Below are 25,776 nucleotides of genomic sequence, written 5' to 3'. Positions count from 1 at the left end.
CGGCGGCCCACGCAGACAGGTCGGCGCGCTGATGCCGCGAAATAGCTTCAGCCGTGCAGCCACACCCATGTTCGTCCTCATTCATGCCCGGAAAAGGCCCGGACAGTAGCGTACGGCGGGTGTGCTGGCAGTGTGCCCGGATTTGCTCGATTTGCCACGTCGGCCCAAGTCGGCGGCGAATGAGCGCTGTCGAGCGCCGTTGACATGGTGATCTAGACAACACCACCATTGAGCCCTGCCGACCCCGATAGGGCGACCGCACCGGCACAGTACGCCCCGGCTATGAGCAAATCTGCTGGCAGTACCGCCACATTCGGCACAGGCGAGTAAACGTGGCCCTGGTCACACATTATGGCCAACCGCTATGGCTTCCGAGGCGAACCGGGCGTTTCTGGCAGGATGGGTCGCATGCTGTCTCGGCGTGGGGTGCGGCGCTGGGTGTCCAGCGTCATGGTCAGCGTGGCACTGGTTTCGGGTGCCGCGACGTTCGGCGCTCCCCAGGTGTCGGCCGAACCCGGGGACCCCCAGCAGCCCAGTACCGGTTCTTCCGATGGCCCGGCTCCGGCCCCGGCCACAACGGAACGACCCGTCAGGCCGCGGATCGACCGGATCGAGCCGATCGACGATCGGTGGCTGCGGGTGTTCGTCGCCTCCCCCGCCATGAGCCGCACCGTCGAGGTGCAGGTGCTGCTGCCGCGGGACACGTCGCACCCGCGGCCCACCATCTACATGCTCGACGGTCGTGAGGCGAACCCGACCACCAACAACTGGACCGAGAAGGGTCACGCCGACAAGTTCTTCGAGGACAAAGACGTCAACGTGGTGCTCACCGTCGGCGGCCCCGCCAGCTTCTACACCGATTGGCAGCAACCGGATCCAGTACTCGGCACCAACAAGTGGGAGACCTTCCTGACCCGCGAGCTGCCGCCGCTGATCGACGCGAAATTCCAAGGCAATGGGCGCAATGCGGTGATGGGTGTCTCGATGGGCGCCGAGGCCGCCATGATGCTGGCGTTCCGGCAGCCGCAGCTGTACACGGCGGTCGCGGCGCACAGCGGCTGCTTCTCGATGGGCACCGATCTCGGTCAGGCTCAAGCCAGAGCGGTCGTCGCCACCTATAAAGGCGAGCCGGACAACATGTTCGGCGCGCAGGACGACCCGGCCTGGCTCGACCACGACGTCACGCTGCACGCGGAAGCGTTGCGCGGCAAGACGATCTACATGTCCGTGGGTAGCGGCCTGCCCGGCATCCACGACGTGCCGGGCGAACCGGACGTCGACCTGCCCACCGCGATCACCTTCGGCGGTCCGCTGGAGGCGGCGACCAACGTCTGCACCCGCCGCCTCACCGATCGGCTGCGCGGCCTCGACATCCCGGTCACCGCGCACTTCCGGGCGACCGGCACCCACGCGTGGCCCTACTGGGCCGACGAGTTGGTGCGGTCGTGGCCGGTCATCTCGGGCGCGCTCGGGGTCTAGCCCAGGAAGCGCGCCACCACCGCGGGATCAGTGGCGAAGCTGAGGAACAGGTCGTTCTCGTGCGGGTCGCCGGTGGTGACCCGCACGCCATCGGTGCCGTAGGGGCGCACCAGCACGCCCGCCTCCGCGCTCGCCTCGCCGTATTCGGCGCTGCGCGCGCCGAGCGGCAACCACACGAAGTTCGTTTCGCTCGGCGGCACCCGGTAGCCGGCGGCGAGCAGGGCCTCGCGCATCCGATTCCGTTCGAGCACCAGCGCTTCGGTGCGGTCCAGCAATTCGTGCCGCGCCTCCAGCGAGGCGATCGCCGCCGCCTGCGCGAGCCGGTTCACGCTGAACGGGATATGCACCTTGTTCAGCGCCGTGATCACCGCCGGATCGCCCACCGCGTAGCCCACGCGCAGCCCGGCGAGCCCGTAGGCCTTCGAGAAGGTCCGCAGCACAAGGACATTCGGCCGGGTGCGGCCCAATTCGATACCGTTCGGGTAATCCTGCGGCGCGAGCCGCATGTACTCGAAGTACGCCTCGTCGAGCACGATCAGGATGTGGGCAGGCACCGAATCGAGGAAGCGGGTCAGTGCGGCCTGCCCGACCGCGGTACCGGTCGGGTTGTTCGGGTTGCAGACGAAGATGAGTTTGGTGCGCTCGGTGATCGCCGCGTGCAGCGCGTCCAGATCGTGCACCAGGTCCGGGGTGAGCGGTACCTGCACGGCGGTCGCGTTACCCACCTTGGTGACGATCGGATACGCCTCGAACGAGCGCCAGGCGAACAGCACCTCGTCGGTCGGGGTGTCGCAGGTGATCTGCACCAGTTCCTGGCACAGCGCCACGCTGCCGCAGCCGACCGCGATGTTGGCCTGCTCCACACCCAGGAAATCGGCGAGCGCCGCCCGCAATTCGACGGCCTGGTTGTCGGGGTACCGGTTGGCCAGCTCGGCCGCCTCCGCGATGGCCTTGGCCGCCGAAGGCAGCGGGCCGAAGGTGGTTTCATTGCTGGCGAGCTTGACCGCGCCGGGGTGGCTGCGGCCTGGGACATACGCCGGAATCGCATCGAGGTCCGGCCGGGTTGACGCTGTCACCCCCCAACCATATGTCGCGAAGTCATGGGATCTTCTGGGTATCACGCACAAAGCCGGGCTTGCGTACCGAAAAATATGCGGCCGATAGGCTCTCAGCAGCAATTTCTACCGCAGAGCACGAAGTCGCCCTACCCTGGTTTCATGTCGGGCACTTACAACGACCTTGCCCCCTTACGCGGTGACGAGCCGGCACCCGAACATCGAGCCGCGCCCGCGCATCCGTCCACCGACACCCAGGTGCCCATCATCGTGGTGGAACCCGAAGGCAACGCGCGCGGCGGCATCGTGATGCTGCACGAGTCCCGCGAGTTCACCGGCGCGCTGCTCGCCCTGATGAGCGCCCTGGCCTCCGAAGGCTGGACCGTAGTGGCGCCCAACCTCTTTCACCGGACCGGGCACGAACCGGCGCAGGAGGTGTTCGGCGACGAACTCTTCGACGACTTCGACGCCTGCTTCGACTGGCTGACCCGGCGCGGTGTCTTCCCCGACACCATCGGCGTGCTCGGCTTCGACACCGCAGGCACCGCCGCGTTCCTCGTCGCCACCAACCGCCCGGTCGGCGCCGCCGTCAGCGTCGCCGCGCCCGGCATCGTCGAGCCGCTCACCGAACAGGCCGACGCACTGGTCCGGGTAGCTCCGAGTCTGCAAGCCCCGTGGCTCGGGCTGTTCGGCGCCGACGACCCGGCCACGCCGCCCGCCGAGGTCGAACGACTCCGCGACGCGACCGGCCGGGCCGCCGTCGCCAGCCTGGTCGTCAGCTATCCGGGACTGCGGCACCGGGCCGACCATCCCGACATCGACGACGACAGCACACTGGTCGATTCACAGACCCGTATTTTCGACTGGTTCGACAGCAACTTACGCTGATAACCAGCCGTTTTGCGATCTGGACAGCAGCTCCTGTAACCTTCATGCTCGGCGGTTCGAAAGGACCGGTGCCCTCGAAGAGAAGGCTCCAGGAGGCGTGCCAGAGCGGCCGAATGGGACTCACTGCTAATGAGTTGTCCCTTCACGGGGACCGGAGGTTCAAATCCTCTCGCCTCCGCCACACCCGGGTAACCGGGTACACAACTGAATACCCATGCGGCTGTAGCTCAACGGATAGAGCATCTGACTACGGATCAGAAGGTTAGGGGTTCGAATCCCTTCAGCCGCACAATTCAGAACAGCCCCTCCCCGCGGAGGGGCTGTTTTGTTGTCTGGGCGATCGTGCGCATCTCGGTGCGAGTCGCGCACTGTGCGGATTCCAGGGCGCTCGACTCGGCGCGGTTTGCTCTTGCCGCTTCGGTTTCGGAGTGATCTCGGGATGTGAGCGGGGTGGTTGCGAGAAGCTGCGAGAAGCACTGAGGGCGAAAGCTTTTCGTTTAGAGCAGTGTTATGCGTGGACTGCTGGCGGCCACGGCCGGTGTCGAAGCCTTCCCGTTCACCCCACCCTCTAGAACACGTTTCAGATAGCGTGCGGGGCGGATGCGGCGCAGCCGTAGGCCTGTGTAGAACTGGGAGATGAGGGGGAACTATCCGTGGTCAGAGCTTTTTCGAGCATGCGCCGACTCGGGCTCGGCGCTGCGGTCGCCGCGGCGGTCACCGTGCTCGCCGCGCCCACCGCCGCCGCGGCCGAAGCACGGCTGACGATGACCTCCGACAACGGCACGTACTCCGTGTGGTCGACCTATGCGTTGACGATCACGGTCGACCCGCCGATGGAAGGGACGGCCACTTTCTGCTACAACGTCGATCGCATAACCAACTGCCTGAAGCCGATCGCGTCGACGAACGGCACCGCGACCGTGCAATGGATGCCGGTCAAGCAGGGCACGTATGAACTCGAGGCCAAGTACGTCTATACCGATCCGAAGGGTCCGAACGGGAGCTACGGACTGCGCGACTACAAGACGATCAAGGTCTATTGCCCGGGGCATCAAGGGCAGTCGTGGGATTGCTCCCGACGTCCCTGAACTCGACTCGCCGAACAGCCCCTCCTCACGGAGGGGCTGTTTTGCAGCCTGGGCGGCGGTAACGGGAGTTCGCGGTTTGCCGATCTTCGGGCAAATGGGACGTTCGAGGCTGCATCGGGAGGAGCGGGATGAAGAACTGGGTCGCGGGGATGGTGGCTGCGTTGGGGCTCGGGGCGGGGCTATCGATGGCGGGCACCGGTGTGGCGAGTGCTGCACCGGAAGGTTGCGGGGTTGATCGCAGCGTGACGGCCGCCACATCGCACTGTGGCGGCGGGGACGGGGTACATCGAGCGGGGGTGCGCTGCGTGGGCATCATGCCGCTGATCGCGGGTCCCGTGACGATCCCGTTCCCCGGACAGTGGTCGGCACCGGGGCCGACGGTGGCGCCGGGCACCCCGTCGACCGCCTCGTGCGCGGATGCGCCGATGGAATTCGGCATCGTGATCGACGCGTGGGCCGATTGCGGGACGCCGCATCCGCAGTGGAGCCACTACATCGACTGGCGGCGTTGCTGAGGCCCTCGAAACGGCATGCGGGCCGGGGCTTTTCGAGTGTCTACTCGGGCCAGGTACCGGTGAGGGACTGGTAGGCGGTGGCACCCGCGCGATCGATGGCCGCTTTGACCAAGCCGAAAATCGCGCCTTGCAGGGCCGCGGCGAGCAGCACTTCACGCCAGGTGTGGTTGCGCGCGGTGGCGGTAGGAGCTTGATCCTCACCGCTCACGGCACGCCACACCCGGATGAACGCCGCGTTGGCCGCCAGGCCGCCGACGATGCTCACCAGCATGCCGAGCGGCTTGTAGAGAGTTTTCACGCCTGCCGCCTCCGCACGAGCCACCACACCAGCACGGCCGCGAACGCCGCCGCCACCGCGACCGGAACCGGCTGACGCCGGGCGAAACCGGCCGCCTGCCTGCCACCGGTCACCACAGAGTCGGGAGTCGCGGCCTCGGCCCGGTCCGCCAATCGGCGGGCCTCGTTCTTGGCCTGGTCCGCGGCGATGCCGGCGACCTCCTTCGCCTCCGACGCCTTACGGGACACGAGTTCCTCTGCCTGCGCGGTCTTCTCGGCCGCGGTGGTCTTCGCGTTGTCGGCCACCGAGGCCGCCTTCGCGCGAGCGTTGTCGGCGGTATCGTGCAGCTTGTCCTTGGTCCGCGCCTTGACGTCGAGTTTGTCGGTGAGCTCCGAAACCGTTTGGCCCAGTTGCTCTCTCGTCTCGTCCCGGTCCTGGCGCAACGCTTCCTCGTCGATCGGCCCGCTCACGATCGGATCCTCGGCCTTGGCGCGTTTCGAGTCGCTCATGAGTGGCTCCCGTGCTTGATGGTTTCGATGTCCTTTTTGACGCCCGCGGCGGCTTCCTGCGGCACCGGCGGAACCGCGCGCTGGACGTCCTTCTTGCCGAGCACCGCGAACAGCGCGGCAGCGATCAGCAGCACCGCACCGACGATCAACGCCGCCGCCCACCCGGGCAGCGGAATCGCCAACGCGAAAACGGCCGCCGCGACCAACGCCGCGCCGCCGTACAGGCCGAGCACCGCGCCGACCCCGGCAAGCCCGGCGCCCCGGCCGATCAACTTGCCCTTCTGCTGCACCTCCAGCCGGGCCAGCTGAATCTCGTCCCGCACCAGCCGACTCACCTGCGCGGTCGCGTCGTTGACCAGCTCTGCCACGGACCGGGTGTCACCCGGCGCTCCGGTATGCGTTTCTGTCATGGTGAGACCTCCCAGTCGACGGCCGGGTACCCGGGGTATAGGGAGACAAACTCGTTCGCCACACGACTACGTGCGCAGATGTACAAGCAAGGTGCCGTTCGTGGGATCGGGTGACAGCTACATCGAGGCCGCGCTACCGATTCGCTGCGCGAGGTGCCAACTGCCGAATGTCCGTCGAATGATCGACAGTGTGCCCAGCTCAGACCCGGGATGATGACCTTCATGAGCATGGCGGAGGAAGCTGCTCGGCGCAGGCGCGAACTCGGCCTGGTGGCGCGCGACACAGAGGAGGCCGGTCGAGAGTTCTGGCGTGCGCTGGCGGAGCAGGCGGACGAATTCTCGAACACGGTCACTACGGCCGGCGTCCGGACGAACTGGGAGTATCCGAAAGGTCTGTTCCGATCCGGATACGGGTGGCGAGTGCCTTTGGGCTACCCCTACGAGCTGCGCGTCAAGGCCGATGGTGGCTGGGAGATCCTTCAGCCTGCGGTGGGTGAAAGCGGCGAGTCGAAAATGGGCTCGAAGGCCAAAGGGCTTCTCCGCGCGCCCATTCCGTCGACATTCGACAGCCTCCCCACACTCGGCGACATTCGAAAGATGCTGGTCGACTTCATCGCCAGTCGTAGCCAGCAGGGCTGAGCGATAACGCGAAACCTTTGATCAGAGCGATCGGCGCTAAAGGATAAGGGTGCAACCTTTGATCTCGAGACTTCTCGTCAAGGGATAGCGCCAAAGGTTTGACCGCGGCAAGACGGCGAGTGCCTGTTCGGCTCGAACGCGTGCACACCCCAGGTCAATGGCTTGACCTGGGCGTCTGTTGCGGAGACGGAGGGATTTGAACCCCCGGTCGCTCTCGCGACGCTCGCTTTCAAGGCGAGTGCATTCGGCCGCTCTGCCACGTCTCCAGGATCACGATGGTAGCGGACGGGTCAGAGGGGGCGCGTTCCGATTTCCTGATCGATGCGGGCGAAGACCTCGGCGATGACCTCTAGCTGGTGCGGGGTGAGCAGGTCGACGAAATCGCGGCGGACGGCGTCGACGTGGCCGGGGGCCGCGGCTTCGAGGCGGCGCATGCCTTCGTCGGTCAGTTCGGCGAGCACACCGCGACCGTCCTCGAGGCAGGTGTTGCGGCGCACCATCCGCTCGGCTTCCAGCCGCCGGATCTGGTGGGTGAGGCGGCTGCGGGAGGAAAGCACGCCGTCGGCCAGTTCGCTCATCCGCAGGGATCGGCCGGGCGCTTCGGAGAGCAGGACGAGGATGCGATATTCGGGGACGCTCAGGTCGCTGTCCCGTTGCAATTGCCGGTTCAGCGCGGTCATCAGGCGCTGATGTCCGTCCATATAAGCCCGCCAGGCTCGTTGCTGCGCCGGGGTGAGCCACCTCGGTTCGGCCGCAACGGGACTGCTCGATTCGGGGTGCACGGTGCTCATTCTAAGCCGGGCGAACTGGGGAGATCCCTGGTGCGGGAAAGCCATACCGGACTACCAACGGAGTAGGTCTGCAGGCCGTTCGCCACAGCAAGATTTTGTGCCATCGCACAGATCGAAGCGCGAGGTTTGCGGTGCGGCGACCGGGGCCGCCGCCCGCGCGGGCAGGCACAGGGGCAGTATGGGTCTCGTGCATGCGATCAATCTGAACGGTTTCGGCGGACCCGAGGTGATGGTGTGGGCCGAGGCGCCGGATCCGGTGCCCGGCCCCGGCGAGGTGCTGATCGAGGTGACGGCGGCCGGGGTGAACCGGGCCGATCTGCTCCAGCGCCAAGGGCACTACCCGCCGCCGCCGGGCGCGAGCGAGGTGCTCGGGCTCGAATGTTCCGGTGTCATCGCCGAACTCGGCGCCGGCGTGCAGGACTGGCAGGTCGGCGACCGGGTGTGCGCGCTGCTGTCCGGTGGTGGGTATGCCGAGAAGGTGGTCGCGCCGGCGGCGCAATTGCTGCCGGTCCCCGAGGGGTTGGATCTCGGCGCGGCCGCGGGACTGCCCGAGGTGGCGGCGACCGTGTGGTCGAACCTGGTTATGACGGCGGGCCTGCAAGCCGGTCAGCTGCTGTTGGTCCACGGCGGGGGCAGCGGCATCGGCACCCATGCGATCCAGGTGGCCCGGGCGCTCGGCGCGCGCGTCGCGGTGACGGCCGGCTCGGCGGAGAAGCTGCGCCGGTGCCAGGAACTCGGCGCGCAGCTGCTGATCAACTACCGCGACGACGATTTCGTCGCCGCCGTGCGCGCGGACGGTTCAGGCGCCGACGTCATCTTGGATCTGATGGGCGCGGCCTACCTGTCCCGCAATGTCGAGGCGCTGGCGAACTTCGGCCATCTCGTGGTGATCGGGATGCAGGGCGGCGCGACCGGCGAGCTGAATCTCGGTGCGCTGCTGCGGAAATGGGGCAGCGTGCACGCGACGAACCTGCGGAACCGACCGGCCACCGGCGTCGGCAGCAAAGCCGCGGTCATCGCCGAGGTCCGGCGCCACCTGTGGCCGCTGATCGCCGACGGCAGCGTCGTCCCCGTCATCGACGCCGAAGTACCGGTCGCCGAAGCGGGCGAGGCCCATCGGCTGCTGGAATCCGGCGACGCGTTCGGCAAGGTCACCTTGCAGATCCACAAGCCCTGACTCCCGCGCGCGATTTGTCGCGCCGCGCGCGGATTCGTCGGCGAATACGTGCGCGGCGGGCAAATACGTGCGCGGCGGGCAAATACGTGCGCGGCGGGCAGATACGTGTGCGGCAGGCAAATACGTGCACGACAGGCAAATACGTGCACGACAGGCGAACACGTGCACGACAGGCGAACACGTGCACGACAGGCGAACACGTGCACGACAGGCGAACACGTGCACGACAGGCGAACACGTGCACGACAGGCGAACACGTGCGCGGCGGGCAGATACGTGCGCAGCAGGCAAATGCGTGCACAGCAGGCGAACACGTGCGCGACAGGAAATCACTTGCACGGCAGGCGAACTTGCACGCGGGCAGGCGAGTACGTGCACGGCGAGCAAATACGTGTGAGGCACGCGAACACGCGCACAGTACCCGAACACCTGCACGGCGAGCGAACACACGCACAGCACGCAAACACCTGCACGGCGAGCAAATACGTGCGCAACAGGCAATTACGTGCACAGCAAGCGAACACCGGCGCGGCAGGAGATCACCTGCGCGGCAGGCTAATTCGCGCGGCGCGCACCACCTCGCGGACTCACTCCAACGCGACGAGCGCCCGGCCCAGCTGATCGATCTCGAATTTGGTGGTGTAGGGCGCGAGACCGATGGTGACCGCCCCACCTTCGTCGTTCACGCCGAGCGCGTCGAGCAGCCTGCTGCCGCCGTGTACCCCGCTGACCGTGCCGATCCGGTTGTCGGCCAGCTTGGCCGCCACCTTTTCGGCCTGCATGCCCGCGAGAGTGAAACTGACGGTGGGGATTCGGGTGGAGGCGCGGCCGATGACGGTCAGGCCGGGAATCTTCTCCAGCACATCCATCAGATGTTCGAACAGCTGATCGTGGTAGTCCTGCAGCGATGTGATCGACATTTCCAGGCGCTGGCGCCTGCTGCCGCGCGCCCGCTCGTCCAGGCCGGCCAGGAAGTCGATCGAGGTGGTGAGCCCGGCGAGCAGGGCGTACTGGTGCCCGCCGACCTCGAGCCGCTCGGCACCCTTCGCGTAGGGGTTCAACGACATCGACGGAATCCGGTCCAGGAAGGCCGGGTCGCGGAAGACCAGCGCACCGATCTGCGGGCCGCCCCAGGCGGGCGCACTGAGCGCGACCACGTCGGCGTTGAGTTCGTCGATGTCGATGAGCGCGTAGGGCGCCGCGCCGAACGCGTCGGCGACGAGCAGTCCGCCCACCTCGTGCACCCGGTCGGCGGCCACCCGGACCGCGGGCGCGGAGCCGACGATCGGCGAGGCGGCGGTGAGCGCGACCAGTCGCGCGGTGGGGCCGATCAGTTCCTCGAACTGCCAGGAGGGCATCTCGCAGGTTTCGATCTCCACCTCGGCCCAGCGCACGTGTGCGCCGTAACGATTGGCGATACGCAGCCAGGGGGCGACATTCGCTTCGTCGTCCAGCCGGGACAGCACGATGCCGGTGCCGAGTCCGAGCCGTGAGCTCAGCGATTCGGCCAGCCAGGCCAGCAGGACCGCGCGGTCGGGCCCCAGCACGACGCCCGCCGGATCGCCGCCGACCAGATCGGCCACCGCCTCGCGCGCCGCGTCCAGGATGGCGGCGCTGCGCACCGCCGCGCCGTTACGGCCGATATGCGAAAAAGAGGATGTTCGGAAACCTGTTGAGACCGCGCGGGATACCGCATCGGGCACCAGCATGCCCGCCTGCGGGTCGAGATGAATCCAGCCGTCGCCGAGGGACGGTATCAGGCCCCGAACCCTCGCGACGTCGTAAGTCATGTTGGCCACTCTAAGGGCAGCGGGCGAGCCTGTGTAACCGTGTTCCCCTCCGCTTCCGCACGGGGGCACAGCGACCTGGGACTCAGCATGGCAACCGACTTTCAGCAAATCCGAACCACACGACCCGAACAGAATAGAACGCCGCCGCGTCGCCAGGGCGGGGACCGGGCACACCGGTGCGACAGCTCGTCGCGCCGCCGCGCGCGACGCTCAACGCAGCCCCTTTAGCGCGTTCGGCGGCAACGCGACATGATAGGGACCATGACGCAATCGGATGAGTCACCGGACCACATCGTCGTCGTCGGACCGGACGGCCGCCCGTTGGTCATCCCGGCGGAGGCCGCATCGGACGCGCCCTTCACCGCGCAGGTGGTGACCGACGAGGACAAGAAGGGCGAGTCGGACGATCGCGACGACGCGGGCGAATCGCTGGCCGACATGGTCGAGCAGCCCGCGAAGGTCATGCGGATCGGCACGATGATCAAGCAGCTGCTCGAAGAGGTGCGCGCCGCTCCGCTCGACGACGCGAGCCGCAGCAGGCTCAAAGACATCCACAAGTCGTCGGTGCGCGAGCTGGAACAGGGCCTGGCCCCGGAACTGCGCGACGAACTCGAGCGGCTCACGCTGCCGTTCACCGACGACGCCATTCCGTCGGACGCCGAGCTGCGGATCGCCCAGGCCCAGCTGGTCGGCTGGCTGGAGGGGCTGTTCCACGGGATCCAGACGGCGCTGTTCGCCCAGCAGATGGCCGCCCGCGCCCAGCTCGAGCAGATGCGCCAGGGCGCGCTACCGCCCGGCATCCACGCGGCGGACCCGCGCGGCGGGCCGGCGAATCATGTCACCGGCGGTTCCGGGCAGTATTTGTGAGTCCCGCATCACGGCTGTGAGAGGCACCGGCCCGTGTGTGCCACGCGGGTCGGTACGAATGTCCAAGGGTAGGCTCGGGCACCGTGCCCGCCGCTGCCGCTCGCCCCGACTCGAATCAGAGTCCGGGGCGTCGTGAAGAGAGCTCAGTGCGTTCAGATGACAGCTCAGTGCGTTCAGAAAACCCCGAGCGTTCCGATGAGTCCGAGCGTTCCGATGCGTCCGCGCCACCAGACGCCGACGCCGCTGTGGCGCGCGCGGACAGCCCGCCGGAAGCAGACTCGGTGAGCGCCGGGGAGGCTCCGGCCTTGTCGAAGGAGACCGCGGCGGACGAGCAACCGGCGGCCGCGCCGACCGAACCGGTCGACGACGCGCCGATCACCTCGGATTCGCAGACCTTCCAGCGCGCCTTCAAGGACTTCCGCGTCGGCTTCGGGCAGCGCGAACTGTGGCTCTCGCTCGGCTGGCAGGACATCAAGCAGCGGTACCGCCGTTCGGTGCTCGGCCCGTTCTGGATCACCATCGCGACGGGTGTGCAGGCGGCGGCGATCGGCCTGCTGTATTCCGCGCTGCTCGGCCAGCCGGTCAAGGACTACCTGCCATACGTGGCGGTCGGCATCATCGTCTGGAATGTGATCAACGCGAGCATTCTCGAGGGTTCCGATGTCTTCATCGCCAACGAGGGTCTGATCAAACAGCTGCCGTCGGCGCTGAGCGTGCACGTCTATCGCCTGGTCTGGCGGCAGTTGCTGTTCTTCGCGCACAACATGCTGATCTATTTCGTGGTGCTCGTCGCGTTCGGTGTGTGGGAAAAACTGCACTGGACCGCGATATTCGCGATTCCGGCACTGGGACTGCTGTTCCTCAACGCGATGTGGGTGTCGATCGTGTTCGGCATCTTCAGCACGCGCTACCGCGATATCGCGCCGATCCTCGGCAGCCTCACGCTGATGCTGTTCGTGCTGACCCCGGTGATGTGGAATACCAAGAGCCTCGAGGCGCAGGGCGGGCAGGTCAGCGAGCGCGCGAAGCTGGCCGAGATCGTGCCGACGTTCCACTATCTGGAGATCATCCGCGCCCCGCTGCTCGGCGACGACCAGCACCTGTATCACTGGCTGATCGTCGGCGCCATCACGGTGGTCGGCTGGATCGTCGCCATCTTCGCGATGAAGCAATTCCGTTCGCGCGTGCCGTACTGGGTTTAGGAGCGGATCGATGACCGAGCATGTGAGTATCGAAACCCGCCAGGCCTGGGTCGAATTCCCGATCTTCGACGCGAAATCGCGGTCGCTGAAGAAGGCGTTCCTCGGCAAGGCCGGCGGCGCGATCGGGCGCAACAAGTCCGACGTGGTGGTGGTCGAGGCGCTGCGCGACATCACGCTGTCGCTGAAGGAAGGCGACAAGGTCGGCCTGGTCGGACACAACGGCGCGGGCAAATCGACACTGCTGCGGCTGCTTTCGGGCATCTACGAACCGTCGCGCGGCAGTGCGCGCATCCGCGGCCGGGTGGCGCCGGTGTTCGACCTCGGCGTCGGCATGGACCCGGAGATCTCCGGCTACGAGAACATCATCATCCGCGGACTTTTCCTCGGGCAGACGCGCAAGCAGATGCTGTCCAAGATCGATGAGATCGCCGATTTCACCGATCTGGGCGAATACCTGTCCATGCCGTTGCGCACCTACTCCACCGGTATGCGGGTTCGCCTCGCGATGGGCGTGGTCACCTCGATCGACCCCGAGATCCTGCTGCTCGACGAGGGCATCGGCGCGGTGGACGCGGAATTCATGAAGAAAGCTCGGCTGCGCCTGCAGCAATTGGTGGCCCGATCGGGCATCCTGGTATTCGCCAGCCATTCCAACGAATTTCTCGCACAACTCTGCGATACCGCGCTGTGGATCGATCACGGCGAGATCCGTTTGCGCGGCGGTATCGAAGAAGTGGTGCGAGCCTATGAAGGTCCGGACGCGGGCAACCACGTCGCGACCGTGCTGCGCGAACTGGAAGCCGAACGGGCCATGGAAAACGGACGAGAACTGGAGCGGAACCAGGTATGAGTGAGCCGACCGGGCAGGACACCCCGATCGAGACAGGGGCGGCCGCCCAGGTCGACTCCGCATCGAAGACGCCCGGTGCTGCCGCCGCGGAACCCGTAGTGGGCGGCTCTGATTCGAGCGCGGTGACCCCCGCAGGCACGGGACCGGACGCGCGCATCGTGGCCGTGGTGGTCACGCACAAGCGCCGCGAACTGCTCGCCGAGTCGCTGAAAGTCATTGCCTCCCAGTCACGTCCGGTCGACCACCTGATCGTGATCGACAATGCCAACGAGGCCGAGGTGGCCGAGCTGGTCCGCGATCAGCCGATCGAGTCCACCTACCTGGGTTCGGCGCACAACCTCGGTGGCGCAGGCGGTTTCGCGCTCGGCATGCTGCACGCGCTGAGCATGGGTGCGGACTGGGTCTGGCTGGCCGACGACGACGGCCGCCCCGACGGCGCGGAAGTGCTTGCCACCCTGCTGGATTGCGCGCGCCGGCACGGCCTGGTCGAGGTGTCGCCGGTGGTGTGCGATATCGACGAACCGGACCGGCTGGCCTTCCCGCTGCGCCGCGGCGTGGTGTGGCGGCGGCTGCGCTCCGAACTCGGCGACGAGGATTTCCTACCCGGCATCGCGTCGCTGTTCAACGGTGCGCTGATCTCCGCCCAGGCCGTCGACGTGATCGGCGTGCCCGACCTGCGCCTGTTCGTGCGCGGCGACGAGGTCGAGGTGCATCGCAGGCTGGTGCGCTCCGGGCTGCCGTTCGGCACCTGTTTGCAGACCGCGTACCTGCATCCCAACGGCGCCGCCGAATTCAAGCCGATCCTCGGCGGGCGGATGCACACTCAGTACCCCGACGACCCGGTCAAGCGCTACTTCACCTATCGCAACCGCGGCTACCTGATGTCGCAGCCCGGCATGCGCAAGCTGCTGCCGCAGGAATGGATCCGCTTCTCCTGGTTCTTCCTGGTCACCCGGCGCGACCCGGCCGGGCTGCGCGAATGGTTCCATCTGCGCTCGCTGGGCCGGCACGAGCAGTTCGGCAAACCGGACCCACGCGGGTAGCGGCACGGATTAATTCGGTTGCGTGCCCTCGGCACGCATGCGATGGTGAGGGCCAACTGCGAGAGAGACGAGGAGGTGTGGACCGTGGCTAGGACTGTTCGGATTGCCGTGCCCGGACGAGCTGTGCGCATGCACGCCGCCACACGGACCTCCACCCTCATCTCCAGTCGCTGAGTCCGGTACGGGCTCGGTGCCCGACGAAGGATTCCCTCCATCATGGTCGAGTACGACCTTCTTGTCCCTTACGGCTGGACCGAAGCCGTAGCCGAGGAATACACCGCGCTGATCGAAGAGAACTGCGTGCCCGCCCGAGTGATTCGGATGGACCGCAGCGAATGCGATGTGGCGACACCCACCGGGCTCGCGCGGGCCCGTTGTCCACGAGCCGATGCCGAGGTCAGCGGCCTGTGCACCGGTGATTGGGTGAGCGTCGACGCCGACGCCGCGGTCCGGCGGCTGCTGCCGCGCCGATCGGTGATCATGCGGTCCTCGGTCTCCGGCCGGTCCCACGGACAGGTGCTGGCCGCCAATGTCGACACGGTCCTGATCTGCACGGCAGCCGACGCCGATGTCGATCTCGGACGGATCGAACGGATGCTCGCGCTGGCCTGGGAGAGCAACGCCCAACCGGTCGTTCTGCTCACCAAAGCCGATGCGGCAGTGGATATTCCGCTGGACGCGGTGCAGGCGGTCGCGCCCGGCGCGACGGTGCTCACGGTGAGCGCCGAGACCGGGGCCGGGCTGGATGTGCTCGCCGCGGTACTCGACGGGACGGTCGCGCTGATCGGTCCGTCGGGTGCCGGGAAATCCACCCTCGCCAATGCACTGCTCGGGCAAGAAGTGTTCGCCACCAACGCCGTTCGCTCCGCGGACAAGAAGGGCCGGCACACCACCGTGCATCGGGAGCTGCGACCGCTGCCCAGCGGCGGCACGCTCATCGATACACCTGGACTGCGCGGGGTCGGCCTGTGGGATGCCGCCGAAGGTATCGAGAAGACCTTCAGCGATATCGAATCCCTGGCCGCGCGATGCCGTTTCGGCGATTGCGCGCACAACGGCGAGCCCGGGTGCGCGGTACTGGCGGCCATCGACAGCGGCGAACTGACCCAGCGCCGGTTCGACAGCTATCGGAAGCTGGCCAAGGAGAACGCCTGGATGGCGGCGCGCACCGACCGGCGGTTGCAGGCGGAGCGGCATCGCCAATGGCGGGAGATCACCAAACAGCAGCGGCAGATCTATCGAGAGCGCGGATCGCGCCGCTGAACAGTGGCCGGGCGGGTGATGCAGTCGGCGATCGGCACCACCCGCCCGGTCGACCTGTCGTGAGAGAGGAAGTTCACGCACTCCCCCTATGCAACTGGTTGCATAGTAATGGGGGTTACGCTTAGTGTGCGAAGTGCGGAAGGCCGCGGGGCCCACCTGCGGCATGGACGACAGGAGCAGGTCACATGACGGAATCGGGATCGAAGCCGCTCGCGGGCGCGACGATGATCATGTCCGGTGGTAGCCGGGGCATCGGCTTGGAAATCGCCAAGCGGGCGGCGGCCGACGGCGCGAACATCACGCTGATCGCCAAGACCGATCAGCCGCATCCGAAGCTGCCCGGCACCATTCATACCGCCGCGGCGGAGCTCGAGCAGGCCGGCGGCCAGGTGCTGCCGTTCGTCGGCGACGTGCGCAGCGACGAATCGGTCGCGGAGGCGGTCCGGCAGACCGTAGAGCGGTTCGGCGGCATCGATATCGTGGTGAACAACGCGTCGGCGATCGACCTGTCCCCCACCGATCTGCTGCCGATGAAGAAGTACGACCTCATGCAGGACATCAACTGCCGCGGCAGCTTCCTGCTCGCCAAGCTGAGCATCCCGCATCTGCGCGCGTCGGCGGCGGCGGGGCGCAACCCGCACATCCTCACCCTCTCGCCGCCGCTCAACCTCGACCCCAAGTGGGCCGGGGCGTCGCTCGGCTACACCATCGCCAAGTACGGAATGTCGCTCACCACACTGGGTTTGGCGGAGGAACTGAAGAACGACGGCATCGGCGTCAACTCGCTGTGGCCGCGCACCACGATCGCCACCGCCGCGGTCAAGAACCTGCTCGGCGGCGAAGAAATGATCGCCACCTCGCGCACCCCCGACATCTACGCCGACGCCGCCTACCTCGTCCTCACTTCCCCCGCCAAGGACACCTCCGGCAACTTCTTCATCGATGACGACGTCCTCGCCACCCACGGCATCACCGACCTCGACAAATACCGCGTAGTCCCCGGCGACGGCCCCCTGACCACCGACCTCTTCCTCTGACGCACTCCCCCAGGCCACCTTCAGCCTTCCAACCCAGCTGAAGGTGGCCTTCCGGTCGTTATCACTGCGGCACCGCGCTGGAGCAGAAAGGTGGGTATACGAACGTGTATCCGGGTGGTAAGTCGCGATGAGTGGGGTGGGCGAGGTGGTGGTGGAGGCTACCGGGGTTACCTATTATTCCGCGCTGGATGAGGCTGGGTTCTTCGGGTGGCTCGACCGGATTCGGTGTGTGGAGTCTTATCGCGGGGAACTGCGCACGCTGTATTTGACGGTGCGGCTCGGGGCGGTGGATGAGGACGGGTTGCGGGAACTCGTTGCGCTGTATCGGAGATACGAGATCGATCTGAAGCAGTTGCGCGTTCTCGATGCCGAGCGCGTGGGGCCGTGGTTCAGCGACCCCGAGCGCTGGTGGCATGCGGACGTTTTCGGGTAGCGACGAATCGAGGCCGACGTCAGTGCCTGAACGACCGCGAGCCGCCCGGCAGAGGTGCGGGGCGGCTCGTGGTGGGGTGCTGGCTATTCGGGGGTGATGCCGTAGAGGCGTTCCCAGTTGGCGCGGCTGGTGAGGTCGGGGACGGCGGCACGGTATTGCTGTTGCAGGGTGGGGAGTTCGCGGCGCAGGCGGCGCAGGACGTGGAAGGTGCGGCGCAGGAGTTGGCGGGCGCGGGCCTTGTCGCGCTGCCGGACCCGGACACCGGACTGGGAGGCGTCGGTGACCACGACATGATCGAACAGCGAAACATGCCACCAGTAGGCATCTTCGCGGGTGACGCCGATGACACCGTGCTGGGTGCGGCCGAACCACTGGTTGATCGCCCGTTTGATCAGCACGAGCAGCGGACGGCTGGGTTCGCCGGTGGCACGGCGTAATTGGATGTCACCGGAACGCACCGGCGGCGTCGAAGCGGGATGCTTCTTGGTCTCCGCGTAGTCGCCGCGACTGGTGCGGGCCGCCGCGAGCGCGGCGATACCGCCGTCCTGCAACACCTTCGGACCCTGCAAGAAATCCTCGATACCCTGCAGCGTGGTGTGCACCAGACCGTACTGCATGGCGACCAACTGCTCGGACAGTTCCCGGAACAGCTTGCGGGTGATCGCTTTTCCATCCAGATCGGTGTGCAGAGCGCCGACGATCAGCGAGTTACGCGTGCTGAAGTAGCGCGCCCAGTCGTCGTAGTCCTTCCAGTAGAAGTCCGCGTGCCACACCGCCGCGTTCGGCAGGGTGACCGTGACGAAACCGCTCTCCCTGGCCCGGATGCCGTATTCGACGTCGTCCCACTGGAAGAAGATCGGCACCGGCAACCCGATCTCGGCGACCACCTCGGCCGGGATCAGGCAGGTCCACCAGGCGTTGTAGCCGGCGTCCACGCGACGTTCCTGGTTGCGCTTGAGCATGCTGGTGTTGCGCAACGCCTTCGGCACCTTCTGCCCGTGTCGCAGATCCTGCAGATGCACCTCTTCGGCGCCGACGTTCAGGTAATCGGGGTTGAGCAGGAACAGCATCTGCGCGCCGACCAGGGTCGGTTCCACTGTCATGTTGGCGAAAGCGTTGAGCCGCAACACGGTTTCGGGTTCGCACAGGATGTCGTCGTCCATCAGGATGACGTCGGCGTGCTCGTTGGCGGCCGACACCTCGTAGAGCCCGCGGGTGAAGCCGCCCGCCCCACCGAGATTGGGCTGGCGGATGTAGCGCAGCTTGTCCCCGAAGGTCGGCGCCACCTCCTGATAGAGCGGCCGGTTCTGCACCAGGTCGGTGCCCTGGTCGACGACGTACACCGCGTCGATCGCGCCGAGCACGACCGCGTCGGAGGCCAGCGCCGCGACGGTGTGCGCGCAATCCTCGGCGCGGTTGAAGGTGCAGATGGCGATGGCGACGGGGCGGATGTGGTCCGGCGCCGCACTGGTCCAGCTGACCTCGGTGATACCGAGATCGCCACCGACAGCGTCGAATTCGAGCCAGATCGCGCCACCGTCGACGTATTGGTCGAGCGTGGCCGAGAGCGTCACCGGACCGCTCGCGGTGACCTGCGCGGTGTCGATGATGCGACGGTGCCCCGCGATATCGGAGGCGACCAGGCGCAGCTTCGCCTTCTTGACCACATCGAGCACCATGGTGACGCGCACGTCGGTGACGGTGGTCCAGCGCTGCCAGTAGCTGGCGGCGAAGCGGCCGAAGTAGGTGTTGGTGTGCGCGGCGGCGCCTTTTTCCAGCCGCAGCGCCTGACGTTCCCGGTGGGCACGTCCCTTCACGACGGCGTACAGCTCGTCGCTGACCTTGGCCGACGGGCCGGTGAAGATGCCGCGCTGCAGCACCAGCCGGTCCGGCGCCCGATGGTCGGAGCGCAGCGAAGCCGGGGCGTCAACGGCCGTCGCTCGATCTTTCGTTTCGGTAACGGCCTGGGTAGCCGACTGCTCCATGAAGTCCTCGAAATCGTTATCGTGCCGGACGGGACAGACACGCCCCTGGATGCCGTTCGCGGCGGGGGTGAGGATATCAATCACCCTCGGTAGCTGCCTGCTCAGGCGCTGCGCCGCCGTGTCCCATGCTATTGCTGGGAATTCGCTGCGCCGTCACCGTCGGTCGCTTCGGCGCGCTGGCCCGCACCGGTGAAAACGAACTTGTCGTAGGCCCAATACCGGAAGACCACGGCCACGATCTGCCCGATGAGCGTGCCGGAGATGTTGTCCGACAGCGGCGAGGAGAGGTCGAGCACGTACCGGGAGAAGCCGAGGCACCCCAGTTGCAGGCCGATCGCGACGACATTGAACACCGCGTACAACAGATATTCGCGCCCGGGATTGTCGGTCTTCTTGTGCGCGAAGGTCCACCACTTGTTGCCGAAATAGGTGACCACCGTCGCGACCGCGATCGCGATGATCTTGGCGGGCAGCGGGTAGTGATAGAGCAGACCCTCGCCACCCCAGAAGACCAGGAGGTTGTAGGTGCCCGCATCGACGAGAAACCCGATCGCGCCGACGACCAGGAACGCACTGCCCTGCCGCAATGCGGTCAGCACCTTCCGGACCATCGATCCCTCGGCGGCGGACACGGTCTGGCCCGCCTGCGCGGTCGACTCACTGGTTGGCACGGCCCGACGGTACCGCAGGGCGGCCGTCACCGACCGCGCCGCAAAATTCCTCGGTCGCAGCGGTGAGGTCGGGCACGCGTCGCCGGTGCGTTCCCTGTACCCTCCCGGTGTTCCCACATTCACCACCGATCGCGAGGATTGACCCGGGTGGACTCCACCGAGCTTCGTATTGCCGCAGTGGTGCCGTGCCACAACGAAGAGGCTTCGGTCGCCAAGGTCGTCGCCGACCTTCAGGCTGCCGTGCCGGGGATCGTTGTCTACGTCTACGACAATCTGAGTACGGACAAGACAGCCGAACGCGCCCGCGCCGCGGGGGCGATCGTGCGCCACGAGTACACCAAGGGCAAAGGCAATGTGGTCCGCCGCGCCTTCGCCGATATCGAGGCCGATGTCTATCTGATGATCGACGGCGACGACACCTATGAGGCGTCGGCCGCACCGCTGATGATCAAGACGCTGCTCGACGGCCCGTATGACCACGTACTCGGCGTGCGCAAGCAGGACGAGAGCGGGTCGGCGTACCGGGCCGGTCACGAGACCGGGAACAAGGTGCTCAACGGCGTGGTCGGGCAGGTTTTCGGCGAGAACGTCGAAGACATGCTGAGCGGCTTCCGGGTGTTCTCCCGCCGTTTCGTGAAGAGCTTCCCGGCCGTCTCGCGCGAGTTCGAGATCGAGACCGAACTGACCGTGCACTCGCTGCACCTGCGGGTACCGCGCACCGCGGTACCGGTGGGTTTCCGCGACCGCCCGGCCGGCAGCGAGAGCAAGCTGCGCACCTACCACGACGGTTTCAAGATCCTGGCGCTGATCATCGGGCTGGCCAGGCACGAACGGCCGGTCGCGTTCTACGGCGTGTTCGGCACGCTGAGCTGGCTGGTCTCGATCATCCTGAGCATCCCGATCGTGGTCGAGTTCTACAACACCGGCGAGGTCCCGCGGTTCCCGACGCTGTTCCTCGCGTTCACCTTGCTGCTGCTCGGCAGCCTGGCCTGGACCGCGGGCCTGATCCTGGACGGCATCCGGCGCTCCCGGCACGAGGCCGCGCGACTGGTCTACCTGCGCTACTCCGCGGTGAGCGCGGACGACTTCCATCCCAACGGCAACGGCGGTGACGCCCGCACCGGCGGGGCCGGACGGTGACCACTTCGGCGGACAGCGCGACGGCTGAACACAGCGCAACGACGCAGGCGCCGGACGAGACCGCGCCCGGCGCAACGCCGACAGCGCGACCCGATCTCGCAGGCGACGAGCCGAAAACTGGCAAGGCCGCGGTATCCACCGCGGGCGCGCGTCTGGTGGTGCGTTTCGGCGCGGCGACCATCGCCTTCACCGTGCTGGTCGCGATCTTCGGCGGGTTGTTCACGGTGCTCACCCCGCCGTTCTGGGGACATGACGAGATCACCCAGTTCGGCCGCGCCTATCAGGTCGCGCACGGTGGGTTCCTGCCGCAAAAGATCCACGACGACCGCGGTGTCGCCTACGGCGGCGAAGTCCCGACGAGCATCACCGCCCTGATGGGCTATGCGCTGAAGGACTACACCACCAACCCCGACGAGCCGGACCGCATGGTCGCCGACCCCGGCGCCTACGATCGGCTCGGCGGTGCCGCGGTGTCGGAGGCGACCGAACCGGTCTGGTTCACCAACACCGCCGCCTATTCGCCGGTGCCGTATATCCCTGCCGCCGTTGGCATTCGGCTGGCCGAGGGGTTCGGCTTGGACGTCGGCGGGATGGTCGCGCTGACCAGGCTGGCCGGGCTGCTCTGCTATCTGGCCGTGGTCGGCTTCGGGTTGTACGCGCTGCGCAAGCATCGGGTGCAGTGGCTGGCGTTCACCGTCGCGGTGCTGCCGATCGCGGTGTTCCAGGCGGGCACCGTCACCGCGGACACGATGACCAACGCGCTGGCCATCATGGTCTCGGCGCTGCTGGTGAAGGCGCTGTTCCTCGGCGACCGGCTCGGCCGGGTGGAAACCGGTGCGCTGCTGGCCGCTACGGTGCTGCTGCCCGTCAGCAAGCCCACCTACGTGCTGCTGGCGATGCTGGTGGTGCTCGTACCCGCGCAGCGGTTCGGCTTCACCGGTTGGCGACGCACGCTCCCTTGGGTTTTCGCGGCGCTGGGCGGTATCGCCTTCGCCGGGTGGATGAAGATCGCGGCGCCCACCGGCGACGGCATGGGCCTGATGCGGCCGGAGCACCAGTGGCGCTCGGTGCGACCGGGTGACCAGCTGCACGGAATCCTCACCGACCCAGGGCATTTCCTCAGCGTGTTCGGCGAGAGCATCGCGCTGCGGGACGAGCGGTGGTTCAGCCAGTTCTTCGGCGAGCTCGGCTTCGCCTACATCGACGTGCCCGCCCTGACCATGCTGGCCTGCCTGTTCGCCTTCGCGGTGAGCATCGGCATCGCGGATCGGATGAGCGCCGCCACCTTCCGGCGCACGCTGCTCGTCGCGCTCACCGTCGCGGCGAGCGTCGCGATGATCTACGTGACGCTGTACATGTCGTTCACCCCGGTCGGCTACTACATCATCGACGGCGTACAGGGTCGCTACTTCGTGCCGCTGGCAATCGTCGCGTTCGCGGTGCTGTTGCGCTGGATGCCGTTGCGGCTCACCAACATCGCCGGGCGGACCCCCACGGTCGGCCCGGCGGTCACGGTCGTCGTCGCCACCGTCGTCGCGCTGATCGGCGCGGTCTGGAAGTACTACGAGATCGTCTGGGGCTGAGACCGCGCGGGACTACAGCGTCTGCTCGCCGGCCGCGACGTAGGCCCGCTCGGTGATCGCCTTGTGCGGACGCCACCAGGCTTCGTGGTCGCGGTACCACTGGATGGTCGCGGCGAGGCCGGCCCGGAAGTCGCCGTAGCGCGGGGTCCAGCCGAGTTCCTCGCGCAGCAGGGTCGCGTCGATCGCGTAGCGCTGGTCGTGACCGGGGCGGTCGGTGACGTGGTCGAAATCGTCGGGGTCGCGGTCGAAGGCTTCCAGGAGCATCCGCACGACCGTCTTGTTGTCGAGTTCGCCCTGCGCGCCGATGAGGTAGGTCTGCCCGATTCGGCCGCGCTCCAGCACATCCCAGACCGCGCGGTTGTGGTCGTCCACGTGGATCCAATCACGCACCTGATGCCCCGCGCCGTAGAGCCGGGGGCGCACGCCGTCGATCAGGTTGGTGATCTGGCGCGGGATGAACTTCTCCACGTGCTGATACGGCCCATAGTTGTTGCTGCAGTTGGACAGTGTGGCGCGCACGCCGAACGACCGGGTCCACGCCCGGACCAGCAGATCGCTGGCGGCCTTGGTGGCCGAGTACGGGCTGGACGGGTTGTACGGGGTCTGCTCGGTGAACGCGGGCGCCTCGGCGGTGAGGTCGCCGTAGACCTCGTCGGTGGAGACGTGGTGGTAGCGCACGTCGTAGCGGCGAACCGCCTGCAGCAGCGAATAGGTGCCGACGATATTGGTCTGCACGAACGGCCACGGTTCGGCGAGGGAGTTGTCATTGTGGGATTCGGCCGCGAAATGCACCACCGCGTCGACGCCGCTGACGAGTTCGTCGACCAGGTCGAGATCGGCGATATCCCCGTGCACGAAATCGATGCGGTCGGCCACTTCGTCGAGTGAAGCCTTATTTCCGGCGTACGTCAGCGCGTCCAGTACGGTCACGGTGGTGTCGGGATGATCGACAACAGTCGACTTGACGAAGTTCGCCCCGATGAATCCGGCTCCGCCGGTGACAAGCAATCGCACCCCACGACTCTACGTCGGCGGGCGCGACAAGTCGGGTTCTACGCGAAGAACTGGCAATCCACGCAAAAAATTGCCACAGTTGCACTCTGTGACCTTCGTCTCTTACCGTCCGGTAGATGCCGAACGCCCAGTTTGGTTCACGGCCCAAAAACCGTTCAGGCGTGCACATTTCGGACATCTCACCACCGCACGAGTCACCAGGGTGAACAAAATTTGAATTAACGGTCACAACCGGTTCACCACTCGTTAGCTGGTCTAGATTTCCATCGTCTAGTCCCCTCCGAACGCTTCACATCGAGGTTCTCCACAAATGCTGATGAGGAAATTCGCCGCGACTTCGGCCCTGTTGATCGCCGCCCTCGGCGTCACCGCAGGCACCGTCAATGCGGCTCCGGCCACCGAGGCCGAGAACGGAGCCGTCAACTTCACGGCGAGCTCCACCGACACCCAGACCACTATCAAGACCGACGCCGGCTCCATGGTCGTCGAAGATGGCGCGCTCAAGATCAAGGCCGCCAACGGCACCACGATCGCGGGCACCGATCTGCACTTCCGCGTCGATGAGTTCGAATTCCCCATCGCCGCCGACATTTCCGATCGCACCGCGACGCTGACCCCGCAGCTCGACATGACGAAGGCCACCTACAAGCCGGTCGCCCTGCCGTTCGAGGACAAGGCGCCGTGGAAGAACGAATACGACCGTGAGCAGGCGGCCTTCAACCGGATGAAGGACACCATCGCGATGGGCGCCACCATCGGCACCCTGGTCGGCGGTCTCGGCGGCGCGGCCGTCGGCTGCGTGCTCGGCGGCATCGCCGGCGCCACCGTCGCCTCGGCCACCATCATCGGCCTGTTCGGCCCGTTCATCCCCGCGGCCGCCATCGGCTGCCTCGGCGGCATCATCGCGGTCGGCGCCCTGGGCACCGTCGCGGGCCAGATCCTGATCACCGCCCCGGTCGCCATCGGCGCGGCCATCCAGTACTTCGCCACCACCAGCGGCCCGTTCAACGCGCCGCCGGCCCCCGCGAAGTAAGCCACGAAGTTCCTTCTCCCACAACTGAATTCGCATAACTGAAGAGAAGCGAGCCAGGAGACCCCGCTCGACCGTCCAGTCGGGCGGGGTTTCCTCAGCCCGGCCGAGTTACTGAAAGTTTGCGAACTCAGGTTCTTCGGCCCCCACCCTGCCACAAGCACCTGGATGAGGACCCAGAAATGATTATCAAGAAAATAGCTACCACCTCCGCGCTGCTGATCGCCGCGCTCGGCGTCACCGCGGGCACCGTCCACGCCGCCCCCGCCGCCGACGAGGCCGTCCACTTCACCGCCGAGTCCGTCGACTCGACCTCCATCATCAAGACCGATGCCGGCTCGATGGTCGTCGAGGACGGCGTCTTCAAGATCAAGGCTGCGAACGGCACCGTGGTCGCGGGTGCCCCGTTGACGTTTCGCGTCGACGAGTTCGAATTCCCCATCGCCGCCGACATTTCCGATCGCACCGCGACGCTGACCCCGCAGCTCGACCTGTCGAAGGCCACCTACAAGCCCGTCGCCCTGCCGTTCGAGGACAAGGCGCCGTGGAAGAACGAGTACGACCGTGAGCAGGCGGCCTGGAGCCGGATGACCAGCACCATCAGCATGGGCGCGACCATCGGCACCCTGGTCGGTGGCCTGGGCGGCGCGGCCGTCGGTTGCGTGCTGGGCGGCATTGCCGGCGCCACGGTGGCCTCGGCCACCATCATCGGCCTGTTCGGCCCGTTCATCCCCGCCGCGGCCGTCGGCTGCCTCGGCGGCATCATCGCGGTCGGCGCCCTGGGCACCGTCGCGGGCCAGATCTTCGTGACCGCCCCGGTCGCCATCGGTGCGGCGATTCAGTACTTCGCCACGATCAACCAGCCGCCGGTGCCCGCGCCCGCCAAGTAGGCGAACCCGCACGCGCACAACCGAATACCGAGATACCCCGTCCGGCCGACCGCCGGGCGGGGTATCACCGTTTCCGAGCGGGCGACGAATCCTCCTGCCGCCGAACGGGTCCCGACATGCGCGAGCCCCGTCCCGGCCACAGCGGAACGG

Annotated in this window: 26 protein-coding genes and 3 tRNA genes; 19 read left to right on the top strand and 10 right to left on the bottom strand. The window is 66.9% G+C overall.

Going from position 1 to position 25,776, the window contains the following annotated elements:
* Positions 1 to 408 precede the first annotated feature (408 nt).
* Complete coding sequence (locus NVU01S_RS12060) at positions 409 to 1,479, top strand: alpha/beta hydrolase (protein WP_043681136.1); 1,071 nt, start codon at positions 409 to 411, stop codon at positions 1,477 to 1,479.
* Here the strand turns inward: NVU01S_RS12060 and hisC are convergent.
* Entirely contained in the window at positions 1,476 to 2,555 is a 1,080-nt protein-coding gene (gene hisC / locus NVU01S_RS12055) for a histidinol-phosphate transaminase (RefSeq protein WP_043681092.1), read from the bottom strand. The genes NVU01S_RS12060 and hisC overlap by 4 nt on opposite strands.
* 141 nt (positions 2,556 to 2,696) lie before the next feature.
* Here hisC and NVU01S_RS12050 point away from each other — a divergent pair, with 141 nt between their 5' ends.
* The 5 genes from NVU01S_RS12050 (at position 2,697) to NVU01S_RS12030 (ending at position 5,025) form a co-directional block, all read left to right on the top strand.
* The gene (locus NVU01S_RS12050; protein WP_043681089.1) at positions 2,697 to 3,422 is read left to right on the top strand and encodes a dienelactone hydrolase family protein; all 726 of its coding nucleotides are present in this window, start codon (positions 2,697 to 2,699) and stop codon (positions 3,420 to 3,422) included.
* A gap of 91 nt (positions 3,423 to 3,513) precedes the next feature.
* Positions 3,514 to 3,603, top strand: a tRNA-Ser gene (locus tag NVU01S_RS12045).
* Positions 3,604 to 3,638: 35 nt separating this feature from the next.
* Positions 3,639 to 3,711, top strand: a tRNA-Arg gene (locus NVU01S_RS12040).
* 385 nt (positions 3,712 to 4,096) lie between these two features.
* A complete protein-coding gene (locus NVU01S_RS12035) occupies positions 4,097 to 4,510 on the top strand; it encodes a hypothetical protein (protein WP_043681086.1) in 414 nt (137 codons plus the stop codon).
* Between the two features lie 305 nt (positions 4,511 to 4,815).
* Positions 4,816 to 5,025 (top strand): hypothetical protein, encoded by a 210-nt coding sequence (locus NVU01S_RS12030; RefSeq protein WP_043681083.1) that lies wholly within the window; start codon positions 4,816 to 4,818, stop codon positions 5,023 to 5,025.
* Between the two features lie 40 nt (positions 5,026 to 5,065).
* On the opposite strand, the gene NVU01S_RS12025 is transcribed toward NVU01S_RS12030, so the two are convergent.
* Genes NVU01S_RS12025 through NVU01S_RS12015 form a run of 3 tightly spaced genes read right to left on the bottom strand, consistent with a single transcriptional unit; the run spans position 5,066 to position 6,221 of the window.
* Complete coding sequence (locus tag NVU01S_RS12025) at positions 5,066 to 5,323, bottom strand: DUF4235 domain-containing protein (RefSeq protein WP_175068887.1); 258 nt, start codon at positions 5,321 to 5,323, stop codon at positions 5,066 to 5,068.
* Positions 5,320 to 5,811 carry a DUF3618 domain-containing protein gene (locus NVU01S_RS12020; protein WP_052281341.1) on the bottom strand — a complete coding sequence of 164 codons (492 nt, stop codon included), beginning with the start codon at positions 5,809 to 5,811 and terminating at the stop codon, positions 5,320 to 5,322. Before NVU01S_RS12020 ends, NVU01S_RS12025 begins: the two co-directional genes overlap by 4 nt.
* The gene (locus NVU01S_RS12015; protein ID WP_043681080.1) at positions 5,808 to 6,221 is read right to left on the bottom strand and encodes a phage holin family protein; all 414 of its coding nucleotides are present in this window, start codon (positions 6,219 to 6,221) and stop codon (positions 5,808 to 5,810) included. Before NVU01S_RS12015 ends, NVU01S_RS12020 begins: the two co-directional genes overlap by 4 nt.
* 222 nt (positions 6,222 to 6,443) lie before the next feature.
* Here NVU01S_RS12015 and NVU01S_RS12010 point away from each other — a divergent pair, with 222 nt between their 5' ends.
* On the top strand, positions 6,444 to 6,860 hold the full coding sequence (locus NVU01S_RS12010; protein ID WP_156161958.1) for a hypothetical protein: 417 nt from the start codon (positions 6,444 to 6,446) through the stop codon (positions 6,858 to 6,860).
* A gap of 181 nt (positions 6,861 to 7,041) precedes the next feature.
* Here the strand turns inward: NVU01S_RS12010 and NVU01S_RS12005 are convergent.
* Positions 7,042 to 7,126: transfer RNA gene (locus NVU01S_RS12005), tRNA-Ser, on the bottom strand.
* Between the two features lie 24 nt (positions 7,127 to 7,150).
* Positions 7,151 to 7,651, bottom strand: coding sequence for a MarR family winged helix-turn-helix transcriptional regulator (locus NVU01S_RS12000; protein WP_052281340.1), 501 nt, complete (start codon positions 7,649 to 7,651; stop codon positions 7,151 to 7,153).
* A gap of 187 nt (positions 7,652 to 7,838) precedes the next feature.
* On the opposite strand from NVU01S_RS12000, the gene NVU01S_RS11995 reads away from it, so the two are divergent.
* Positions 7,839 to 8,828: an NAD(P)H-quinone oxidoreductase gene (locus NVU01S_RS11995; RefSeq protein WP_043681131.1), complete on the top strand. Its 990-nt coding sequence runs from the start codon at positions 7,839 to 7,841 to the stop codon at positions 8,826 to 8,828.
* 587 nt (positions 8,829 to 9,415) lie between these two features.
* Here the strand turns inward: NVU01S_RS11995 and NVU01S_RS11990 are convergent.
* Positions 9,416 to 10,618 (bottom strand): cysteine desulfurase-like protein, encoded by a 1,203-nt coding sequence (locus NVU01S_RS11990; RefSeq protein WP_029894056.1) that lies wholly within the window; start codon positions 10,616 to 10,618, stop codon positions 9,416 to 9,418.
* Between the two features lie 261 nt (positions 10,619 to 10,879).
* On the opposite strand from NVU01S_RS11990, the gene NVU01S_RS11985 reads away from it, so the two are divergent.
* The 7 genes from NVU01S_RS11985 (at position 10,880) to NVU01S_RS11955 (ending at position 17,313) form a co-directional block, all read left to right on the top strand.
* Positions 10,880 to 11,485 (top strand): bacterial proteasome activator family protein, encoded by a 606-nt coding sequence (locus NVU01S_RS11985; RefSeq protein ID WP_029894059.1) that lies wholly within the window; start codon positions 10,880 to 10,882, stop codon positions 11,483 to 11,485.
* 374 nt (positions 11,486 to 11,859) lie between these two features.
* A complete protein-coding gene (gene wzm, locus NVU01S_RS11980) occupies positions 11,860 to 12,687 on the top strand; it encodes a galactan export ABC transporter permease subunit Wzm/RfbD (protein WP_042255277.1) in 828 nt (275 codons plus the stop codon).
* 10 nt (positions 12,688 to 12,697) lie between these two features.
* Positions 12,698 to 13,537 carry a galactan export ABC transporter ATP-binding subunit Wzt/RfbE gene (gene wzt, locus NVU01S_RS11975; RefSeq protein ID WP_014981011.1) on the top strand — a complete coding sequence of 280 codons (840 nt, stop codon included), beginning with the start codon at positions 12,698 to 12,700 and terminating at the stop codon, positions 13,535 to 13,537.
* Complete coding sequence (gene glfT1 / locus NVU01S_RS11970; RefSeq protein ID WP_244467529.1) at positions 13,534 to 14,580, top strand: galactofuranosyltransferase GlfT1; 1,047 nt, start codon at positions 13,534 to 13,536, stop codon at positions 14,578 to 14,580. Before wzt ends, glfT1 begins: the two co-directional genes overlap by 4 nt.
* Positions 14,581 to 14,796: 216 nt before the next feature.
* Positions 14,797 to 15,843, top strand: coding sequence for a ribosome small subunit-dependent GTPase A (rsgA, locus tag NVU01S_RS11965; RefSeq protein ID WP_043681411.1), 1,047 nt, complete (start codon positions 14,797 to 14,799; stop codon positions 15,841 to 15,843).
* 185 nt (positions 15,844 to 16,028) lie between these two features.
* Positions 16,029 to 16,880: an SDR family oxidoreductase gene (locus NVU01S_RS11960; protein WP_043681414.1), complete on the top strand. Its 852-nt coding sequence runs from the start codon at positions 16,029 to 16,031 to the stop codon at positions 16,878 to 16,880.
* Positions 16,881 to 17,007: 127 nt separating this feature from the next.
* A complete protein-coding gene (locus NVU01S_RS11955) occupies positions 17,008 to 17,313 on the top strand; it encodes a hypothetical protein (RefSeq protein WP_043681420.1) in 306 nt (101 codons plus the stop codon).
* An 83-nt stretch (positions 17,314 to 17,396) separates the two neighbouring features.
* Here the strand turns inward: NVU01S_RS11955 and NVU01S_RS11950 are convergent, their stop codons facing one another.
* Positions 17,397 to 19,298, bottom strand: a complete 1,902-nt coding sequence (locus NVU01S_RS11950) for a glycosyltransferase (RefSeq protein WP_043681461.1) — start codon at positions 19,296 to 19,298, stop codon at positions 17,397 to 17,399.
* Positions 19,299 to 19,426: 128 nt separating this feature from the next.
* Complete coding sequence (locus tag NVU01S_RS11945) at positions 19,427 to 19,969, bottom strand: GtrA family protein (RefSeq protein ID WP_244467530.1); 543 nt, start codon at positions 19,967 to 19,969, stop codon at positions 19,427 to 19,429.
* 147 nt (positions 19,970 to 20,116) lie between these two features.
* Between NVU01S_RS11945 and NVU01S_RS11940 the strand changes: the two genes are divergently transcribed.
* Positions 20,117 to 21,109 carry a glycosyltransferase gene (locus tag NVU01S_RS11940; protein ID WP_014981004.1) on the top strand — a complete coding sequence of 331 codons (993 nt, stop codon included), beginning with the start codon at positions 20,117 to 20,119 and terminating at the stop codon, positions 21,107 to 21,109.
* Positions 21,106 to 22,692 (top strand): DUF2142 domain-containing protein, encoded by a 1,587-nt coding sequence (locus NVU01S_RS11935; protein ID WP_043681427.1) that lies wholly within the window; start codon positions 21,106 to 21,108, stop codon positions 22,690 to 22,692. The genes NVU01S_RS11940 and NVU01S_RS11935 overlap by 4 nt, the downstream gene beginning before the upstream one ends.
* A 12-nt stretch (positions 22,693 to 22,704) precedes the next feature.
* Here the strand turns inward: NVU01S_RS11935 and rfbB are convergent, their stop codons facing one another.
* Positions 22,705 to 23,706 (bottom strand): dTDP-glucose 4,6-dehydratase, encoded by a 1,002-nt coding sequence (gene rfbB / locus NVU01S_RS11930; RefSeq protein WP_043681428.1) that lies wholly within the window; start codon positions 23,704 to 23,706, stop codon positions 22,705 to 22,707.
* A 310-nt stretch (positions 23,707 to 24,016) separates the two neighbouring features.
* On the opposite strand from rfbB, the gene NVU01S_RS11925 reads away from it, so the two are divergent.
* Both NVU01S_RS11925 and NVU01S_RS11920 read left to right on the top strand, forming a co-directional pair.
* The gene (locus tag NVU01S_RS11925; RefSeq protein WP_043681429.1) at positions 24,017 to 24,739 is read left to right on the top strand and encodes a DUF8020 domain-containing protein; all 723 of its coding nucleotides are present in this window, start codon (positions 24,017 to 24,019) and stop codon (positions 24,737 to 24,739) included.
* A gap of 179 nt (positions 24,740 to 24,918) precedes the next feature.
* Positions 24,919 to 25,626 carry a DUF8020 domain-containing protein gene (locus tag NVU01S_RS11920; protein ID WP_043681430.1) on the top strand — a complete coding sequence of 236 codons (708 nt, stop codon included), beginning with the start codon at positions 24,919 to 24,921 and terminating at the stop codon, positions 25,624 to 25,626.
* Positions 25,627 to 25,776: the final 150 nt, after the last annotated feature.

The organism is Nocardia vulneris (assembly GCF_001613425.1).
GTDB classification, from domain to species: Bacteria; Actinomycetota; Actinomycetes; order Mycobacteriales; family Mycobacteriaceae; genus Nocardia; species Nocardia vulneris.
Note: the sequence above shows the minus strand (reverse complement) of the source record. Positions and strands in the feature narration are given on the sequence as shown.

Coding starts and splice junctions, on each gene's coding strand:
- NVU01S_RS11955 (WP_043681420.1), top strand. CDS start 17,008: ATGAGTGGGGTGGGCGAGGTGGTGGTGGAGGCTACCGGGGTTACCTAT.
- NVU01S_RS11925 (WP_043681429.1), top strand. CDS start 24,017: ATGCTGATGAGGAAATTCGCCGCGACTTCGGCCCTGTTGATCGCCGCC.
- NVU01S_RS11985 (WP_029894059.1), top strand. CDS start 10,880: ATGACGCAATCGGATGAGTCACCGGACCACATCGTCGTCGTCGGACCG.
- NVU01S_RS12020 (WP_052281341.1), bottom strand. CDS start 5,811: ATGAGCGACTCGAAACGCGCCAAGGCCGAGGATCCGATCGTGAGCGGG.
- NVU01S_RS12050 (WP_043681089.1), top strand. CDS start 2,697: ATGTCGGGCACTTACAACGACCTTGCCCCCTTACGCGGTGACGAGCCG.
- NVU01S_RS11950 (WP_043681461.1), bottom strand. CDS start 19,298: ATGGAGCAGTCGGCTACCCAGGCCGTTACCGAAACGAAAGATCGAGCG.
- NVU01S_RS12010 (WP_156161958.1), top strand. CDS start 6,444: ATGAGCATGGCGGAGGAAGCTGCTCGGCGCAGGCGCGAACTCGGCCTG.
- NVU01S_RS12000 (WP_052281340.1), bottom strand. CDS start 7,651: ATGAGCACCGTGCACCCCGAATCGAGCAGTCCCGTTGCGGCCGAACCG.
- NVU01S_RS12015 (WP_043681080.1), bottom strand. CDS start 6,221: ATGACAGAAACGCATACCGGAGCGCCGGGTGACACCCGGTCCGTGGCA.
- NVU01S_RS12060 (WP_043681136.1), top strand. CDS start 409: ATGCTGTCTCGGCGTGGGGTGCGGCGCTGGGTGTCCAGCGTCATGGTC.
- NVU01S_RS11920 (WP_043681430.1), top strand. CDS start 24,919: ATGATTATCAAGAAAATAGCTACCACCTCCGCGCTGCTGATCGCCGCG.
- wzt (WP_014981011.1), top strand. CDS start 12,698: ATGACCGAGCATGTGAGTATCGAAACCCGCCAGGCCTGGGTCGAATTC.
- rsgA (WP_043681411.1), top strand. CDS start 14,797: ATGGTCGAGTACGACCTTCTTGTCCCTTACGGCTGGACCGAAGCCGTA.
- NVU01S_RS11960 (WP_043681414.1), top strand. CDS start 16,029: ATGACGGAATCGGGATCGAAGCCGCTCGCGGGCGCGACGATGATCATG.
- NVU01S_RS11990 (WP_029894056.1), bottom strand. CDS start 10,618: ATGACTTACGACGTCGCGAGGGTTCGGGGCCTGATACCGTCCCTCGGC.
- glfT1 (WP_244467529.1), top strand. CDS start 13,534: ATGAGTGAGCCGACCGGGCAGGACACCCCGATCGAGACAGGGGCGGCC.
- NVU01S_RS12035 (WP_043681086.1), top strand. CDS start 4,097: ATGCGCCGACTCGGGCTCGGCGCTGCGGTCGCCGCGGCGGTCACCGTG.